At 67.2% G+C, this 16824-nt stretch carries 19 protein-coding genes and 1 tRNA gene; 8 read left to right on the top strand and 12 right to left on the bottom strand.

Translation table 11 applies throughout. From position 1 onward, the window contains the following. Positions 1-9: 9 nt before the first annotated feature. Together ACN6PJ_RS18435 and ACN6PJ_RS18430 are read left to right on the top strand one after the other, a co-directional pair. A complete protein-coding gene (locus tag ACN6PJ_RS18435; protein ID WP_427997286.1) occupies positions 10-276 on the top strand; it encodes a hypothetical protein in 267 nt (88 codons plus the stop codon). 4 nt (positions 277-280) lie between these two features. Continuing rightward, positions 281-736: a YaiI/YqxD family protein gene (locus tag ACN6PJ_RS18430; protein WP_427997285.1), complete on the top strand. Its 456-nt coding sequence runs from the start codon at positions 281-283 to the stop codon at positions 734-736. Between the two features lie 16 nt (positions 737-752). Here the strand turns inward: ACN6PJ_RS18430 and ACN6PJ_RS18425 are convergent, their stop codons facing one another. The 7 genes from ACN6PJ_RS18425 to ACN6PJ_RS18395 all read right to left on the bottom strand — a co-directional run bounded on the left by ACN6PJ_RS18425 (position 753) and on the right by ACN6PJ_RS18395 (position 7902). Continuing rightward, positions 753-920, bottom strand: coding sequence for a hypothetical protein (locus ACN6PJ_RS18425; RefSeq protein ID WP_087881433.1), 168 nt, complete (start codon positions 918-920; stop codon positions 753-755). 347 nt (positions 921-1267) lie between these two features. Next, positions 1268-1342 (bottom strand) — tRNA-Val (locus tag ACN6PJ_RS18420). A gap of 59 nt (positions 1343-1401) precedes the next feature. Continuing rightward, a complete protein-coding gene (gene dnaQ / locus ACN6PJ_RS18415; RefSeq protein WP_427997284.1) occupies positions 1402-2124 on the bottom strand; it encodes a DNA polymerase III subunit epsilon in 723 nt (240 codons plus the stop codon). A gap of 2 nt (positions 2125-2126) precedes the next feature. Beyond that, positions 2127-5243: an efflux RND transporter permease subunit gene (locus ACN6PJ_RS18410; RefSeq protein ID WP_427997283.1), complete on the bottom strand. Its 3117-nt coding sequence runs from the start codon at positions 5241-5243 to the stop codon at positions 2127-2129. Positions 5244-5276: 33 nt separating this feature from the next. Continuing rightward, positions 5277-6368, bottom strand: coding sequence for an efflux RND transporter periplasmic adaptor subunit (locus ACN6PJ_RS18405; protein ID WP_427997282.1), 1092 nt, complete (start codon positions 6366-6368; stop codon positions 5277-5279). 246 nt (positions 6369-6614) lie between these two features. Beyond that, positions 6615-7076, bottom strand: coding sequence for a ribonuclease HI (rnhA, locus tag ACN6PJ_RS18400; RefSeq protein WP_427997281.1), 462 nt, complete (start codon positions 7074-7076; stop codon positions 6615-6617). Positions 7077-7122: 46 nt separating this feature from the next. Next, positions 7123-7902, bottom strand: coding sequence for a class I SAM-dependent methyltransferase (locus tag ACN6PJ_RS18395; protein WP_427997280.1), 780 nt, complete (start codon positions 7900-7902; stop codon positions 7123-7125). Positions 7903-7922: 20 nt separating this feature from the next. Here ACN6PJ_RS18395 and gloB point away from each other — a divergent pair, with 20 nt between their 5' ends. The 3 genes from gloB (at position 7923) to fabI (ending at position 11160) form a co-directional block, all read left to right on the top strand. Beyond that, positions 7923-8744: a hydroxyacylglutathione hydrolase gene (gene gloB, locus ACN6PJ_RS18390; protein WP_427997279.1), complete on the top strand. Its 822-nt coding sequence runs from the start codon at positions 7923-7925 to the stop codon at positions 8742-8744. Between the two features lie 7 nt (positions 8745-8751). Beyond that, a complete protein-coding gene (locus tag ACN6PJ_RS18385; protein ID WP_427997278.1) occupies positions 8752-10167 on the top strand; it encodes a transglycosylase SLT domain-containing protein in 1416 nt (471 codons plus the stop codon). Positions 10168-10374: 207 nt separating this feature from the next. Then, complete coding sequence (fabI, locus tag ACN6PJ_RS18380; protein ID WP_427997277.1) at positions 10375-11160, top strand: enoyl-ACP reductase FabI; 786 nt, start codon at positions 10375-10377, stop codon at positions 11158-11160. Positions 11161-11206: 46 nt separating this feature from the next. Here fabI and ACN6PJ_RS18375 read toward each other — a convergent pair whose 3' ends face one another. Next, a complete protein-coding gene (locus ACN6PJ_RS18375) occupies positions 11207-11605 on the bottom strand; it encodes an OsmC family protein (RefSeq protein WP_427997276.1) in 399 nt (132 codons plus the stop codon). 186 nt (positions 11606-11791) lie between these two features. Here ACN6PJ_RS18375 and ACN6PJ_RS18370 point away from each other — a divergent pair, with 186 nt between their 5' ends. Then, complete coding sequence (locus ACN6PJ_RS18370) at positions 11792-12478, top strand: tellurite resistance TerB family protein (protein WP_427997275.1); 687 nt, start codon at positions 11792-11794, stop codon at positions 12476-12478. On the opposite strand, the gene ACN6PJ_RS18365 is transcribed toward ACN6PJ_RS18370, so the two are convergent. The 3 genes from ACN6PJ_RS18365 to ACN6PJ_RS18355 all read right to left on the bottom strand — a co-directional run bounded on the left by ACN6PJ_RS18365 (position 12475) and on the right by ACN6PJ_RS18355 (position 15420). Continuing rightward, positions 12475-13461 (bottom strand): tripartite tricarboxylate transporter substrate-binding protein, encoded by a 987-nt coding sequence (locus tag ACN6PJ_RS18365; protein WP_427997274.1) that lies wholly within the window; start codon positions 13459-13461, stop codon positions 12475-12477. The two genes, ACN6PJ_RS18370 and ACN6PJ_RS18365, sit on opposite strands and share 4 nt — an antisense overlap. Before the next feature lie 23 nt (positions 13462-13484). After that, positions 13485-14369 (bottom strand): carboxylating nicotinate-nucleotide diphosphorylase, encoded by an 885-nt coding sequence (gene nadC / locus ACN6PJ_RS18360; protein ID WP_427997273.1) that lies wholly within the window; start codon positions 14367-14369, stop codon positions 13485-13487. Positions 14370-14451: 82 nt separating this feature from the next. Continuing rightward, positions 14452-15420, bottom strand: a complete 969-nt coding sequence (locus tag ACN6PJ_RS18355; RefSeq protein WP_427997272.1) for an NUDIX hydrolase — start codon at positions 15418-15420, stop codon at positions 14452-14454. A gap of 167 nt (positions 15421-15587) precedes the next feature. Between ACN6PJ_RS18355 and ACN6PJ_RS18350 the strand changes: the two genes are divergently transcribed. Beyond that, positions 15588-15818 carry a hypothetical protein gene (locus ACN6PJ_RS18350; RefSeq protein ID WP_427997271.1) on the top strand — a complete coding sequence of 77 codons (231 nt, stop codon included), beginning with the start codon at positions 15588-15590 and terminating at the stop codon, positions 15816-15818. Positions 15819-15827: 9 nt separating this feature from the next. On the opposite strand, the gene ACN6PJ_RS18345 is transcribed toward ACN6PJ_RS18350, so the two are convergent. Next, the gene (locus ACN6PJ_RS18345; RefSeq protein WP_043544891.1) at positions 15828-16163 is read right to left on the bottom strand and encodes an STAS domain-containing protein; all 336 of its coding nucleotides are present in this window, start codon (positions 16161-16163) and stop codon (positions 15828-15830) included. A gap of 164 nt (positions 16164-16327) precedes the next feature. Here ACN6PJ_RS18345 and ACN6PJ_RS18340 point away from each other — a divergent pair, with 164 nt between their 5' ends. Next, positions 16328-16759, top strand: coding sequence for an ATP-binding protein (locus ACN6PJ_RS18340; RefSeq protein ID WP_427997270.1), 432 nt, complete (start codon positions 16328-16330; stop codon positions 16757-16759). The last annotated feature ends 65 nt before the right edge of the window (positions 16760-16824 follow it).

Genomic DNA, 16824 nt, shown 5'->3' with positions numbered 1-16824 from the left:
GGAATACCCATGAACAAATTCGATCTGCAGAAAAACCAGGCCCTGAAGCTTGCGGGCCAGCTCAAGCAGGCCGGCACGCCGGACCGCTACGGCGCCGCCTCGCACGCCCCGGACCGCCGCGAGCAACGCAAGCTGGACCAGGCGGCCGGCCTGGTGCCCTTCCCGTTGAAACTGTCCCAGGCCGACGCCGACAGGCTGCGCGCAGCGGCGGCCGAGCGCGGCGTCTCCACCCACGACATCGTGGCCGAGGCGCTGCGCAAGGCGCTTGGCGAATAGGGCGATGCATATCTGGGTCGATGCGGACGCCTGCCCCGCGGTCATCAAGGACATCCTGTTCCGCGCCGCGCAGCGCTGGCAGACGCCCCTGACGCTGGTCGCCAACCAGCCGCTATACACCCCGCCCTCGCCGCTGATCCGCGCGGTGCAGGTGCCGCGCGGCTTCGACGTGGCCGACGCGCACATCGCCGAGCGCGCCGCCCAGGGCGATCTGGTGATCACCGGGGACATCCCCCTGGCGGCGCAAGTACTGGAAAAGGGCGCAATGGCGCTGAACCCGCGCGGCGAACGTTATTCGCCCGAGACCATCCGCGAGCGGCTGGCGTTGCGGGACATGATGGAGGAATTGCGCGCGAGCGGCGTGGATACCGGCGGGCCGTCGTCGTTCAGCCACGCCGACCGCAAGGCGTTCGCCAATCAGCTGGACTCCCTGCTGGCACGCGCGGCGCGCCAGCGCTGAGGATCCGCCCTTCGCGTCAATAGAAGGTGATGTAGGCCTTGTAGATGATGGTGCCGATGGCGGTGATCAGGCCCAGGCCCATCAGCCCCATGCCGATATTGCGGTCGCGCAGCCCGAAGCCGACCAGCATGAGCGCCACGCCCGTGACGATGATGATCAGCATGGTGTTGGTGTTCGGGGGCATCGCCTTCTCCTGTTCGCCTTGGCGTGACTCGCGAGCCAGCCTTTGTTATCAATGATAGACAGGCACGCAGGCGATGCGGCTCAATCGATGTAGGCCCGCTTGCGTCAAATCAAGAGAAGAGTAATGAATGGGCCGCGCCCGCGCAATGGCTTGCCCGCCAGGCCGGCGGCATGGCGGCGCCTGGCCCTGTCCCGGCCTGCCGGACCGCACCGGATCCGCCAAAACAAAAAAGCCAACCGCGAGGGCTGGCTTTTTGCGTGGCGTCGTTTGCCTGGATCTTCATCCGGGCCTTTCCTTGGACGCCGACAACGGCTGGCTTGGCGCAAGCGTTGTCTCTCAAGGGTCTTTGGTGGGTAGTACTGGGTTCGAACCAGTGACCCCTGCCGTGTGAAGGCAGTGCTCTACCACTGAGCTAACCACCCCGAAAGAGGCGAAATATTAGCACGTTTTTTTGAACGTGTGCAAGTCGCCTCGAAAAACCTTATTCCACCGGCGCTGGCGCCTCCAGTTTGCGCCAGATGCACTCCCCGCCCACGGACTTATCCAGGGCGGCCAGGTAGGCCTCGTGCTCGGCCAGGTCTTCCTCGCTGGCCTTCAGCACCGGCAGCCCGGAGGCGTCGAATTTGGCCAGCACGATGCCGCTGCCGCCGCCGCTGTCGCCGTCGTCCACGTCGATCAGCAGCGCATCCTGGCCGCGGGTCATGGCCAGCCAGACTTCCGCCAGCAGTTGCGAGTCCAGCAATGCGCCGTGCAGCGTCCGGTGGGCGTTGGAAATGCCGAAACGGTCGCACAAGGCGTCCAGCGAGTTGCGCTTGCCCGGGAACAGCGAGCGCGCGTGCAGGAGGGAATCGGTGACCGTTTCGCAGAAATCCGTGATCGGGCCGCGCCCGGTCTTGGCGAGCTCGGCGTTGAAGAACTTCACGTCGAACGCCGCGTTGTGCGCGATCAGCTCCGCGCCCTGGATGAATTTGACGAATTCGTCCGCGACCTCGGCGAAGCGCGGCTTGTCGGACAGGAATTCCGTGGTCAGCCCGTGCACGGCCAGCGCTTCGGGGTCGCTGTCGCGGTCCGGGTTCAGATAGATGTGCAGGTTGTTGCCGGTGGACATCCGGTTGACCAGTTCCACGCAGCCGATCTCGACGATGCGGTGGCCCTGGGCGGGATCCAGTCCCGTGGTTTCGGTGTCAAAGATGATCTGGCGCATAACTATTCCGACGCTTGGGCGGGCGAGGCGGGCGGCGCCTGCGGCGCCGGGCCGGAGTCCGGATGGCGCGCTGCGCTGCCGGCCTGGCCGGGTTTCTTGCGTGCGGCAGCGATAAGCGTATAGGCCACCGGCACGACGAACAAGGTCAGTAGTGTACCCAGCATCAGCCCGCCGACCAGGACCCAGCCGATCTGCTGGCGCGATTCCGCCCCCGCGCCCGAGGACAGAGCCAGGGGCACGGTGCCCAGCACCATGGCGCCCGTCGTCATCAGGATCGGACGCAGGCGCAGCACGCTGGCCTCGATGACGGCCTCGAAGAGCTCCTTGCCCTCGTCGCGCAACTGGTTCGTGAATTCGACGATCAGAATGCCGTGCTTGGTGATCAGGCCGACCAGCGTGATCAGGCCGATCTGGCTGTAGATGGACAAGGTGCCTCCGGTCAGCCACAGTGCCAGCAGCGCGCCGGTCATGGACAGCGGCACCGACAGCATGATGATGAACGGATTGCGCCAGCTTTCGAACTGGGCCGCCAGCACCAGGTAGATGAAGGCCAGCGCCATGGCAAAGACCAGGTAGATGCTGCCCGAGGAGTCCCGGAACTCTCGCGACTGGCCGTCCAGGTCGGTCACGATGGTGTTGGGAAGCACCTCGCGCGCCACCTGGTGCATGTGCGACAGGACCTCGCCCAGCGCGTAGCCCGGCGCCACGGCGCCGTCGATCTTCACGGCGCGCAACCGGTTGAAGTGGTTCAACGATTGCGGCGACACCCCTTCGTGCACGCCCAGCAGGTTGTCCAGCTGCACCATGCTGCCGTCGCGCGCGCGGACGTAGATGCCCGAGATGTCGGTGGGGTTGGCGCGGTCGCGCGGCGTCACCTGGACGATCACGTCGTACTGCTCGCCCTCGTCCTTGTAGCGGGTGACCTGCCGCCCGCCGAGCATGGACTCCAGCGTGCGGCCCACGGTATCCACGTTGGCGCCCACGTCGGCCATCTTGTCGCGGTCCACGCGCACGCGCAGTTCGGGCGTGTTCAGCCGCAGGTCGGTATCCAGGTTGATCAGGCCGGGGTACTTGCGCAGCTCGGCCATGAACACATCGGTCAGGCGCGCCAGCTCCGCGTATGAAGCCTGGCTCATGATGATGAACTGCACCGGTTTGGACCGGGCGGACTGGCCCAGCGACGGCGGATTGGTCGGGAAAGCGCGCACGCCCGGCAGCGAGGCGAACTGCGGCTGCAGCAATTCGGTGATGGTCTGCTGCTTGCGGTCGCGCTCCTCCCAGGGCTTCAGGCGCAGGATGGCGGTGCCGTCCGTGACGGTGGGAAAGCCCACCGTCACCTGGCTGCCGCTGGCTTCCGGAATGTCGGCATAGAACTTCTCGATGCCCAGCATGCTCTCGAGCGTGTAGTTCAGCGTGGCGCCTTCCGGAGAACTGACGATCCCGAACACCACGCCCCGGTCCTCGATGGGCGCCAGTTCGCTCTTGACCACCTTGAACAGCACCCCGCTGCCGGCCGCGACCACCAGGCCGATCGCCACCACCAGCCAGCGATGGCGCAGCGACGCCGCCAGCACGCGCCGGTAGCCGCTGCTCAGGGCGTTCAGCCAACCTTCGATCAGGTTGTACCAGCGGCTGTGGCTGCTCTGGTGCCGCAGCAGCACCGAACACATCATGGGCGTGAGCGTCAGCGCCACGAAGCCCGACACCAGCACCGCGCCGGCCAGCGCCAGCGCGAATTCGATGAACAGGCGGCCGGTGCGGCCCGTGGCGAACGCGAGCGGCGCGTACACGGTGACCAGCGTCATCGTCATGGCGACCACGGCGAAGCCGATCTCGCGCGACCCGCGCAAGGCGGCCTCCTTGCGCGGCATGCCGTCTTCGATGTGCCGGAAGATGTTCTCCAGCACCACGATGGCGTCGTCCACCACCAGGCCGATCGCCAGCACCATGGCCAGCAGGGTCAGCGTGTTGATCGAAAATCCGAACAGGTACATGAGCGCGCAGGCGCCCACCAGCGACACCGGAATGGTGACGATGGGGATGATGCTGGCGCGCAGGTTGCGCAGGAAGAAGAAGATCACCAGCACCACCAGCACGATGGCTTCGCCGATGGTGTGGAACACGGAATCGATCGAACGCTCGATGAACACCGACGAATCGTAGGCGATGTTCAGCTTCATGCCGGCCGGCAGGTTCTCGTTAAGCCGGGCCACCTCCTCCCGCGCAGCCTTGGACAGTTCCAGGGGGTTGGCGGTGGACTGGCGCGTCACGCCGATGTTAATCGCGGGCTTGCCATTGAAGCGCGACAGGATGCGGTCGTTGGCCGCCCCGATCTCCACCTTGGACACGTCGCGCAGACGGACGGGATAGCCTTTCACGTTGGCGACGATCACGTCCTCGAACTGCGCCGGCGTCTGCAGGTCGGTCGACGAAACGACGGAGAACTCGCGCGCGCGGGACTCGATGCGGCCCGCCGGGATCTCGACGTTCTGGCTGCGCAGCGCGGACTCCACGTCCTGCACGGTCAGGCCGTAGGCGGCCAGCTTGTCGCGGTCCACGTAGATGCGCATGGACGGCAGGCGCTCGCCGAAAACGCGAACCTCCGCCGCCCCCGGCAGCACCGACAGCCGCGTCTTGATGTAGCGGTTGATGTAATCGGACGTCTGGATGGCGGAGTACGACCCGGCCTCCACCGCGATATAGATGATGGGCTGGGAGTCCGCCTCGACCTTGCCGATGATGGGTTCGTCGATCTCGTCCGGCAGGAAGCGCCGGGCCCGCGACACCTTGTCGCGGACTTCGGCTGCGGCCGCGTCGGGATCGCGGGACAGGTTGAACTTGATGTTGATGAGACTGCGTTCGGAGCGGCTGCGCGAGGTCATCACGTCCACGCCTTCGATGCCGGCGAGCTGGTCCTCCAGCGGCTTGGTCACCTGCGATTCGATCACCTCGGGCGAGGCGCCCTTGTAGGTGGTGTCCACCGAGACGATGGGCTCGTCGATCTTCGGATACTCGCGCACGGTCAGGCGCGAATAGGAAATCAGGCCGATCAGCACGATGATCAGCGACAGGACCGACGCAAACACCGGCCGCTTGATACAGGTTTCCGAGATACGCATTGCGCTATCGCCAAAAATGGAAAAGGGCCGGCATCACGCGCCGTTGGCAAGCACGGTCACCGCCGCGCCGTCCGTCACGCGTTGCAGGCCGGACACCACCAGGCGGTCGCCCGCGGCCACGCCGGTCAGGATTTCCACGCGGCCCTCGCGGCGCTCGCCGATCGTGACCTCGCGCCGCTCGGCCATGCCGTTCCTTACCCGGTAAACGTACTGCGTTTCTCCCGAGGGCGACAGCGCGGCTTCCGGGGCGACCAGCGCCTTGTCCTGGCTGAACAGCAGCTGCACGCGGGCGAACATGCCCGGGCGCAGCACGGCGTCCTTGTTGGCGACCGTGGCGCGCAGCAGGATGGAACGGCCGCCGGCGTCGACCAGCGGACTGACCGCATAGACCATGCCCTGGCGCTCCTGGCCGGGCAGCGCATCCAGGCGCACGGTCAGCTGCTGGCCCACGCCCACCTTGCTCAAATACATTTCCGGCACGCGGAAATCCACCTTCAGCGGGTCGATCGCCTCCAGCGGGGCCAGGTCCTGGCCCTGGTTCACATAGTCGCCCACGGATACGCTGCGCAGGCCCACGATGCCGCCGAACGGCGCCGTGATCGTCATCTTGTCCAGCCGCGCCTGCGCCAGCGCCACGGCGGCCTCCTGCACCTTCAGCGTGCTGGCCGCCTCGTCACGGGCCTGCTGGCTGACGAAGCCCTTGCCCTGCAGCTCCACGGAACGCCGGTAATGGCTCTGCGCCAGGGTAAGGTTGGCCCGCGCCTGGGCCAGCTCGGCGCGCGGCACGGAATCGTCCAGCCGGATCAGCGGGTCGCCGCGCTTGACGGGCTGGCCTTCCTTGAACTCGATGGACTGGATGCGGCCCGCGACCTCGGGCCGCAGCACGACCGATTCGTCGGAACGCAGGCTGCCCACGGCGGACAGGCCGCGCGCGAAGGGGATTTCCTGGACGGCGGCGACCTCCACCCGGACCGGTGCGACCGGCGAGGCGGCGGGCTTGGCGGCGCCGGCGGCGGCCTGGGGAGGAGGGGTTCCGGGCGCGAGCCAGCGCGGCACAAAAACGCCGAACGCGGCCCCCGCGGCCAACCCTGCCGCTACGGCGGCCAGCAGTACTGCTTTTTTCATGCGCGAATGTGGCGGTATTGCGGCGCGGGCGCGAGCCTGGGCCGCGCGGACGGCGCCGCAGGAACGGGAAAGAGGGTAGGGACTTTAGCACCCGGATTTACATACTGGAACAATCCAGAAGCCGGATGAAAGAACTAAATTCGCCCCGAAAGGCGGATTTGAGGGTATATCCCAATGCCTTGCGCCGATTCCCGGTCATGCAACGGGACCGCGGGGCGCCCGCGCAACTGGCGGGCGGGGACGGGATCAGCCGCGCCGCGCCGCCTCCACGCCCATGTTGGCCAACTGGTCGGCCCGTTCATTGCCCGGGTCCCCGGCATGCCCGCGCACCCAGCGCCAGGACACCGTATGCCGGCCCACCTGCTCGTCCAGCAATTGCCACAGTTCGGCATTCTTGACGGGCTTCTTATCCGCCGTCATCCAGCCTCGCCGCTTCCAGTTGGCCAGCCATTCGGTCATGCCCTTCATGACGTACTGGGAATCCGTATGGATGGTGACCGCGCACGGGCGCTTGAGCGCCCGCAGGCCCTGGATGACCGCCAGCAGCTCCATGCGGTTGTTGGTGGTCTGGAGCTCTCCCCCATGCAGCGTCTTCTCGTGGCTGCCGGCGCGCATCAGCACGCCCCAGCCGCCCGGACCGGGATTGCCCTTGCAGGCGCCGTCCGTCCACATTTCCACTTTCTGCTCGTTCGCTTTGCTGTCCTGCATCGTGCTGCCTGGTTTTCCTTGTTCGTGCTGAATCCGCGCCGGCCGCTCAGGAGCGGTCGAAGCCGTCGTCCGCCTGGCGGTTGACCACCACCGACGCGGCCCGCGCGCGCTTGGGCTTGGTCTTCCAGGCGGGGCCAATGATACGCATGCCGGCCACGCGCTTGACGGCCGACACCAGATAAACGGCGCCGCCCACGCTCCACCAGCGGGCCCCGGCCGATTCCAGGAAGGCCCAGCGCTGCAGCCATTTTTCACTGCGGCAGGCGGGCGCGTAGCAGCCGAAATGGCTCTGCTCGACTTCCAGCGAGAGAAGCTTGAACCAGTCCTTCAGGCGGGGCAGCGAAACCTGGGACGACGGCGGCTGGGGCAGCCAGGGCTCCATGCCGGGCATGCGCGTGCGCGCGCCCCACATGCTCCAGGGGTTGAATCCCGAAATCACGACGCGCCCTTCCGGCACCAGCACACGCTCGACCTCGCGCAGCACGTTGTGGGGCTCCTGCGTGCATTCGAAGGCGTGCGGCAGGATCAGCAGGTCCACGCTCTGGGATTCGAACGGCAAGGCCTCCGGCTGGGCGATCACCACCCGGGAATGCCAGCCGGCCGCGCCATCCTCCGATGGCGCCTCCGTGCCCACGTATCCCTTGAAGGGCATGCGGTTGGCGCGCAGCAGGTTCATGTCGGCCAGACCGACCTGCCAGGCGTAATATCCGAACACGTCCGCGACAGCCGCGTCGAACTGCGCCCGCTCCCAGGCCAGGACGTATTGCCCCGGCGGCGTCTGGAACCACTCGGTCAGTTCTACAATCGGCGGAGTATCTTCTGCCACGTTCTATTCCTTCGAATCCCATGCAAGCCTTGACCGCCCCTTCAGGCGGCCGCGAGCGCAACGCCGCGGTCTTGCCGCTACCCGCCTTCACCGACAACTACATCTGGGCGATCGTCCGCGACGGCCAGGCCGCCGTGGTGGACCCCGGCGAGGCCGGCCCGGTGCTGAGGCTGCTGCAGCAGGAAGGCCTGAGACTGCGCGCCATTCTACTCACGCACCATCATGGCGACCACGTCGGCGGCGTTTCGGAATTGTCCCGCATCGAGGGCCTCACCGTATACGGCCCGGCGCGGGAACGCCTGCCGCGCTGCGACGTGCCGCTGGCGCAAGGCGACCGCGTCGCAATCCCGGAACTCGACCTGGACCTGAGCGTGCTGGACGTGCCCGGCCATACCGCCGGACACATCGCCTACACCGGCCGGGCGGCGGGCGTGGAGCCCGTTTTGTTCTGCGGCGACACCCTGTTTGCGGGGGGCTGCGGCCGGCTGTTCGAGGGGACTCCCGCGCAAATGCTTGATTCCTTGGAAAAATTTTCCGTTTTACCGCCAGATACACAGGTTTTTTGCGCGCACGAGTACACTCTAGCGAACTTGCGCTGGGCGTCGGCAGTCGAACCGGCCAACCGCAACCTGCAGCAATGGCATCAGCGGGCCCGGCAATTACGAGCAGAAGGTCTTCCCACGCTTCCGTCGACCATCGGTCAGGAACGCGCGACCAATCCGTTTTTGCGCACGCAACAAAATGAGGTCGTCCAAGCGGCAGAACGCTGGGCAGGCCACAGCCACGCTACGCCGGTAGAGGTTTTTGCCTCCCTTCGTGAATGGAAGAACGAATTCAAGTGACAGCCCGATGAATCTATCCCGACTCCTTCTGCCGCTCATGCTGGCAGTCCTCGCCGGTTGCGCAGGAACCAAATCCCCCGACAGCAAGAACCTCACCACCAATTCCCAAGGGCGCTACATCGCCCGCGACACCTCCCGGACGGTGGACCTCACCAATCCGCCCGCGGACGCCTGGGACCGCATCCGCCGCGGTTTCGCCATCCCCAACCTGAACACCGAGCTCTCGCAGCAGTGGACCGACTATTACGCGTCCCACCCGGAATCGGTGCAACGCATGGCGGAGCGGGCCGGCAAATACCTGTACTTCATCGTCGACGAGATCAACCGCCGCGGCCTGCCCACCGAACTGGCGCTGCTGCCCTTCGTCGAAAGCGCCTACAACCCCACGGCCCTGTCGCGCGCCCAGGCCTCCGGCCTTTGGCAGTTCGTGCCGGCCACCGGCCAGCACTTCAACCTGAAGCAGGATTGGTGGCGCGATGAGCGCCGCGATCCCATCGCCTCGACCAACGCGGCGCTGGACTACCTGGAAAAGCTGTTCGAAATGCAGGGCGACTGGTACCTGGCGCTGGCTTCGTACAACTGGGGCGAAGGCTCGGTGCAGCGCGCCATGGCCAAGAACGAGGCCGCCGGCCAGGGCACGGACTACCTCTCCCTGAACATGCCCGATGAAACCCGCAACTACGTGCCCAAGCTGCAGGCCATCAAGAACATCATCGCCGACCCGCAACGCTATGCGGTGGCCCTGCCCCCGGTAGGCAACACGCCCTACTTCGTGACGGTGCAGAAGAACAGCGACATCGACCTGGAAATCGCCGCCAAGCTGGCCGAAATGCCGCTGGACGAATTCAAGGCGCTGAATCCCTCGTTCAACCGCCCGGTCATCCGCGGCGACCACGGTCCCACCCTGCTGCTGCCCGCCGACCGCGTCGAAATCTTCAACGCCAACCTGACCAACTACAAGGGCGATCTCAGCGCCTGGAAGATCTACCATACGCGCCGCGGCGAATCCTACGCCTCGATCGCCAAGCGTTTCGGCATCAGCGAAGCCACGCTGCGCCAGACCAACGACATCGGCTCGCGCCAGAAATCCGCGTCCGGTCAATCCCTGCTGGTGCCGGGCGAGTCCGGCTCGGGCGGCGTGCAACTGGCCTCGCTGGCGCCGCCGGTGGGCGCCCTGGACTCGGCGCCCTCCAGCGACAAGGCGCCCGCGGCCCGCAACCGCACGCAGGTTCCGGCCGCCCGCTCGGCCAGCGCCCGCCCGAACGTCCGCACGCACAAGGTCCGCCAGGGCGACACGCTGTTCTCGTTGGCCAAGCAGTACGGCACCTCCGTCGACGCCCTGCGCGCGCTGAACAACATCAAGGGCAGCGCCCTGAAGATCGGCACCCCGCTGCGCGTTCCGGGCACCAACGCGCGCGGCTGATCGCGCATTCGACCGCAGGAGGGCGCTCCCCCGGAACGGGCGCGCCCTTTTTTCTTCGCTGCCCCCCCAAAAACACGAAAGCGGCCCTGCGGGGCACCGGTACGCCTCGCGGGCAGCGCGCGGGGGAGGCCACTTTTCATGTCGCTGGGCCGCCAAAGTCCTTAAAATAGGCGGATTCCAGAAGGGAAAAAATCAAAGGATAAATATATGGGCTTTCTCGCCGGCAAGCGCATCCTGGTCACCGGGGTGCTTTCCAACCGATCCATCGCCTACGGCATCGCGCGCGCCTGTCACCAGCAAGGCGCCGAACTGGCGTTCACCTATGTGGGCGACCGCTTCAAGGACCGCGTGGGCGAATTCGCCGCCGAGTTCGGCAGCAAGATCGTGCTGCCCTGCGACGTGGCCGAGGACAGCCAGATCGAAGAGGCCTTCGCCGAGCTCGGCAAGCACTGGGACGGCCTGGACGGCCTGGTGCATTCCATCGGATTCGCCCCGCGTGAAGCCATCGCCGGCAACTTCCTGGACGGCCTGTCGCGCGAAGCCTTCCGCATCGCGCACGATATCTCGGCCTACAGCTTCCCGGCCATGGCCAAGGCCGCGCTGCCGCTGATGGAAGGCCGCAACGGTTCCGTGCTGACGCTGACCTACCTGGGCGCCGAGCGCGTGGTCCCCAACTACAACACGATGGGCCTGGCCAAGGCCTCGCTGGAAGCCAGCGTGCGTTATCTGGCCACCGCCCTGGGCCCGCGCGGCATCCGCGCCAACGGCATTTCCGCCGGCCCCATCAAAACGCTCGCCGCCAGCGGCATCAAGGACTTCTCGGCCATCCTGAAATTCGTCGAAGCGCAGGCTCCCCTGCGCCGCAACGTCACGATCGAAGAAGTCGGCAACGTTGCCGCCTTCATGCTGTCGGACCTGGCCGCCGGCGTGACGGGCGAAATCACGCACGTGGACGCCGGCTTCTCCACCGTCGTCCCCGGCATGGAAGACTGACGCCGGCGCGGGCGGCGCCTGGCGTCCGCCCGCCGCGCCCGGCCGCTCAGGCCGGCCGCACCACCACGGTGGACACCTGCACGTCCACCGCCGTCATCAGCTTGTGGACCGGACATTTCTCGGCCACCGCCAGCAACTCGTCGATCTGCGCATCGGACAGTTCGCCATGCAGCGTCAGCTTGGCTGTCAGCCGGTAGACGCCCTTGCGCTCTTCGCTGGCATCGCGCACCACCTCCACCCCCACCGACTCCAGCGGCAGGCCCTTGCGCTGCGAATAGACCATCAGGGTCAACGCCTTGCACCCGCCCAGCGCGGTATCGAAGTAATCATGCGGATCAGGGCCTTCGCCCTGCGGCTGCGGCATGGCCAGCGGAAGCTCATGGCCTTCGGCCGTGGCGGTGAACTGCAGGGTGTTGGGCGCATTCTGGCGCACGCGGATGCTCATGGACCGGGTCTCCTTGGATCGGGCTCTGAAAGACGGCCGCAAATGCGGCCCCAGATCACGTTGTAGCACCTGGCGACGCAGGCTCCCCACCCCGGCCCCGCGACGGCTGACGGACAGCTGAACTTCCTGGCCCGATGGCGGTCGGATATTCCTATCCGCAATACCCGAACACCTATAGGGGGCCGCATGAGCGCCAGACAACTCCTCGATCAACTGCTGCAATCCGGGCAAAGCCTGCTGTCCGACACCACGAACCGCGTGCAGAGCGCCACGGGCGGCAAGGGCGGCTCATCGTCCTTCCTGGCCGGCCTGGGAGGCGGCGCGCTGGGCGCGGGCGCCCTCGGGCTGCTCCTGGGCAGCAAGAAGGCCCGCAAGATCGGCGGCAAGGTCGCCATGTACGGCGGCATGGCCGCGCTGGGCGCCCTGGCGTACCGCGCCTACGGCGACTGGCAGCGCAGCCAGGCCGGCGCGCCTGCCGCGCCGCCCCAGACGCTGGACCGCCTGCCGGCGCCGGAGGCCGAACAGCACAGCACAGCCGTGCTGACCGCCATGATCGGCGCGGCCAAGGCCGACGGCCACATCGGCCCCGAAGAGCGCGCCCTGCTCGAAACCGAACTCGCCAAGCTGTCGTCGGATGCCCAGGACCGCGGCTGGCTCGAAACCGAGCTTTCGCGCCCGCTGGATCCGGCCGCCGTGGCCCAATCGGCGCGCACGCCCGAAATGGCCGCCGAGATGTACCTGGCCAGCCTGCTGGTCGTGGACGAAGAAAGCTACATGGAACGCGCCTACCTGGACGAGCTGGCGCGCCAGCTCAAGCTGCAGCCCGGCCTGAAGGAGCAGCTGGAGCAGCACGCCCGCGCGGCGGCCGCCTAGTCCGCGCGCAAGCCGATCGACGCGGTCAGCGCCCCATAGCTGTCCATGTCGGCGGCGATCATGTCCTGAAAGCCCCCCGGCGTGCTGCTCGCGGGCGTAAAGCCCTGTTCGCGCAAAGAGGCCTGCACGTCGGGACGGCGGACGATCTTCGCCACTTCCGCGTTCAGCTTGGCAACCACCGCCGGCGGGGTCGCCGCGGGCGCCAGCAGGCCATGCCACTGGTCCAGGGCGTATCCGGGCACGCCCTGCTCGGCGACCGTCGGCACGGCGGGCATCAGCGGCGAACGCGCCGGCGAGGTAACCGCCAGCGCGCGCAGCTTGCCGGCCGCGATCAACGGCGCCGCGCTCGACGCGGTGACCACGCCCATGCCCACCTGCCCCGCAACGACGTCGGTCAGCGCCGGCCCGCAGCCTTTGTAAGGCACGTGCTGCAAGGGCGCGCCGGCCGCTCGCGCCAGCATCTCGCCGGCGAGGTGCTGCGGCGTGCCGTTGCCGCAGGACGCGAATGGCAGGGGCTTGCCCGCCCTTGCCGCCGCCAGCGCGTCATCCAGGCCATGCAGGTCCGAGGCAGCCGGCACCACGAAAACCGACGGCACGAACGCCACGTTGATGACGGCCGCGAAATCCTTGGCGGGCGAAAAGCCCAGATTGCGGTAGACGCCCGGATTGATGGCGAACGAACTGTTCACCATCAACAGCGTGTAGCCGTCGGGCGGCGACTCGGCCACGGCGCGCGCGCCGATATTGCCGCTGGCGCCGGGGCGGTTTTCCACCACCACGGGCTGGCCCAGCTGCTCCTGCAGGCGGGCTCCGATGCGGCGCGCCAACAGGTCGGTGCCGCCTCCGGGCGGGAACGTCACGACGATGGTGATCGCGCGGGACGGATAGGCGGCGTCCTTGGGCGCCTCGCCCGACGGCGGATTGCCGCAGGCGGCCAGCGACAGCATGGCTAGCGGAAGAACGGATCGAAACAGGCGTTTCATTTGCGGATCTGTGGCGGAAAGACTCAGGCGTCCAGGCCGATATCGAGCACCTTGGCGCTATGGGTGATCCAGCCGACGGCGATCTGGTCCACGCCGGTGGCCGCCACCGCCTCGGCGGTTTCGGGCGTGATGCGGCCCGACGCCTCGGTGATGGCGCGGCCGCGCGCCATGGCGACGGCGCGGCGCAAGTCTTCCAGGCTCATGTTGTCGAGCAGGACCACGTCCACGCCCAGGGACAGCGCCACTTCCAGCTGTTCCAGCGTGTCCACTTCCAGTTCGATCTTCACCATGTGGCCGACGCCGGCCCGCGCCCGTTCGACGGCCGTGGCAACGCCGCCCGCCAGCGCGATGTGGTTGTCCTTGATCAGGACCGCATCGTCCAGCCCGTGGCGGTGGTTGCTGCCGCCGCCGACGCGCACGGCGTACTTCTGCACGGCGCGCAGGCCCGGCATGGTCTTGCGCGTGCAGGTGACCCGGGCGCCATGGCCCGCGATGGCGCGCGCGATGGAGGCCGTGGCGCTGGCCACGCCGCTCAGGTGGCACAGAAAATTCAGGGCCACGCGTTCGGCGGTCAGCATGGCACGGGCATTGCCGCGTATGCGGGCGATTTCCGTGCCGGGCCGCAGGTCGGCCCCATCGCGCTGCGACACCGAGAATTCGATGCCCGGATCCATCGCGCGAAATGCCAGGCGCGCCAGGTCCAGGCCGGCCAGCACGCCCTCCTGGCGGGCCACGAGCCGGGTTTCCGCCACGGCGTCGGCCGGCACGATGGCGTCGGTGGTGAGATCGCCCGCGCGGCCCAGGTCTTCAAGCAGGGCCGCGCGCACCAGCGGCTCCAGCATGACTTCCGGCAAAGGGGGGACGGCCAGGCGGGAGGCGGTCGAAGGCGCTGCGGCTTTAATGCTCATTTTGAGTATTTTGAGAGTAAAAAAAGGCGCGCAAGAATTGCGCACCACTTATGCTAAGAGCGAGCATAAGGCTTGTCAAGCGTCAGAGCGCGCGGGACAGCGGCAATTTGCTGCCGGCGATGGCGCGTTCGAGCAGCACGTCGCGGCGGAAGCGGAAGAGCTTCGCGGGCCGGCCGGCCGTGCCGGTCGCCATTTCACCGGTCTCTTCCACCAGCGCCTGCTGCTCGATGAGGCGACGGAAATTCTGCTTGTGCAACGCGCGCCCGGCCAAGGCCTCGACGGCCATTTGCAGCTGCAGCAAGGTGAACTGCGCGGGCATCAATTCGAACACGACGGGGCGGTACTTGATCTTGGCGCGCAGGCGCGCAATCCCGGTGGCCAGGATGCGGCGATGATCGTGGCGCATGGGCTCGCCAGGCACCGCGGCGCCGCTGCCGCGCCCGCGCCGCGCCGCTTCGGGCACCAGCCCGGCCTCGAACAGCAATTCGTAGCGCTGCAGCACCATGTCCTCGTTCCAGGAGGCGCCTTCCAGCCCGAAAGTGATGGCGGCACGCTGCCGCCGGCGATTGCGCACGGCGGCGTCGGCGCTGTCTTCGCACCAGGCCGCCAGCCGCGGCACGATCTGCTCGTCGAGCAGCGCGGGCGTGCCGGCGCGCCTGTCTTCCCAGGGGAAATAGCGGTACCAGTCCTGCCAGCCCACCTGCGCCACGCCGGTTTCACCGGCTTCGCGCGTCAGCCCGAGGTAGCTCACCGACATCACGCGCGCCCCGGATTCGTCGGAGCGGTCGCCGTCGGCAAAGGTGTAGAGCTGTTCCACATAGCCCAGAGGATGGTGCGTCTGCGCTTCCACCCAGGCGCGCAGGCCCGCCTGCAGCGAACGGTGCGACAGCTCGAAGGGCCCCGCCGGCAAGGCGCGCGCGTCTTCGGTCGTCAGCACTCGCGGTTCGCCGTGGGTGACGGCGACGAGCACGGCGACGAGTTCTGCATGGAGGGAGCGTTCGACGGATTCAGTCAAGGTAGGCGTATGGAAAAAGTGAAAACCTGGCGCCATGCCGCAAAGCCGCGAGGCGCCGGAAATTATAAGGTTCGGGCTCTGCAACAGCCCCTTGCAAACGTGACAGGCCAGGGGCGCCACCGCGCCGCCGCGCCGTCCTAAGATGAAGATGCTGGAATCAGGCGCGTCGCCATCCCGGGACGCCCGCAAGCGGAGCAAACGTCATGTTGAAAACTGCCCCAGATCCCAACGTCGCCAAGGCCGCCGAAACCGAGAAGCCTGCCGCCACCGATCCGCGCAAAGGCACCGAAGTCATGCCGATGCCCGACCAGAGCAGCAAGCTCGTCGCGGGCATGCCGCGGCGCGGACGCGCCGTTGCAGACCCCGGCGAGCCCGGCGTCATCACGCCCGAAGACGACGTGCTGGACACGTCCTACGAACATCGCAAGGGTTGAACCCGCGCGTCAGGCGACCTTCGCGACCGCGTCCTCGCGCGTGTCGACGACCGTCAGGATGGAGAGAAAGCCGCTGATATCGAACACTTCGCGCACATGCGGCTGCAGGGCGCACAGCACCAGCGCGCCGGCGCCCTGCTTCAGCCGCTTGGCCAGCACCAGCACGACGCGCAGGCCGGCGCTGGAAATGTAGTTCAGGTTGGACAGGTCCAGCACGAAGCGGCTTTCGCCCTTTTCCACGTGGGACAGCAGATCGGACTCGACGCCCGCCGCGTTGGCGCTGTTGATCTGGCCTTCGGGCGAGACAACCAGGACTTCTCCGATTTTTTCTATTGCGAGATTCATAGCGGTTCCCGAAAAGTGGCCGGCGCCCGGCACCTGCGCAGGCGGACGGCGGCGCGATGGCGAGATGATACGCGAGCCGGCGCAGTCTCTCACACTCTGTTCGCCACGCATGGCTATCGTGCATACTTGCGCCTGCACGTGCTCCACTGAACGCAAGGCGACTCATGCCCCCTCAGCCCGATACGTTGGACCTCGTTCCCGACCAGAACGCCGTTGCCGCCGCGCTGCAATGGCTCGAAGGAATTGCCGAACGCGACGCATGGCCGCCCAAGCTGGGCTTCGGACTGTCGCTGAGCCTGGACGAAGCATTGACCAATATCGTGGACTACGCGTTCGACGATCCCGCGGCCGCGGGCTCTCCTCCCGCGGTGACGCTGCAGTGCCGCCGGGACGATACCGGCGTCGCGCTGGAAATCGTGGACAACGGCCGTCCCCACGACCCCACGAAAACGCCCCCTCCCCCCTTGGCGGCCACGTTGGACGATGCCGAGATCGGCGGCCATGGCCTGCGGCTCATGCGGCATTACCTGCACGACATGCGCTATGCGCGCAGCGGCGACCGCAACCGCCTGACGCTGATCGCGCGCGCCGACTAGCTTCGCGGCGCAAGCGATCGAATCACACTATCGGTTTCTTTTTTCAATAGACAGAAAGTACCGAA

The organism is Achromobacter sp., from assembly GCF_050285585.1.
Lineage (GTDB): Bacteria > Pseudomonadota > Gammaproteobacteria > Burkholderiales > Burkholderiaceae_B > Achromobacter.
Note: the sequence above shows the minus strand (reverse complement) of the source record. Positions and strands in the feature narration are given on the sequence as shown.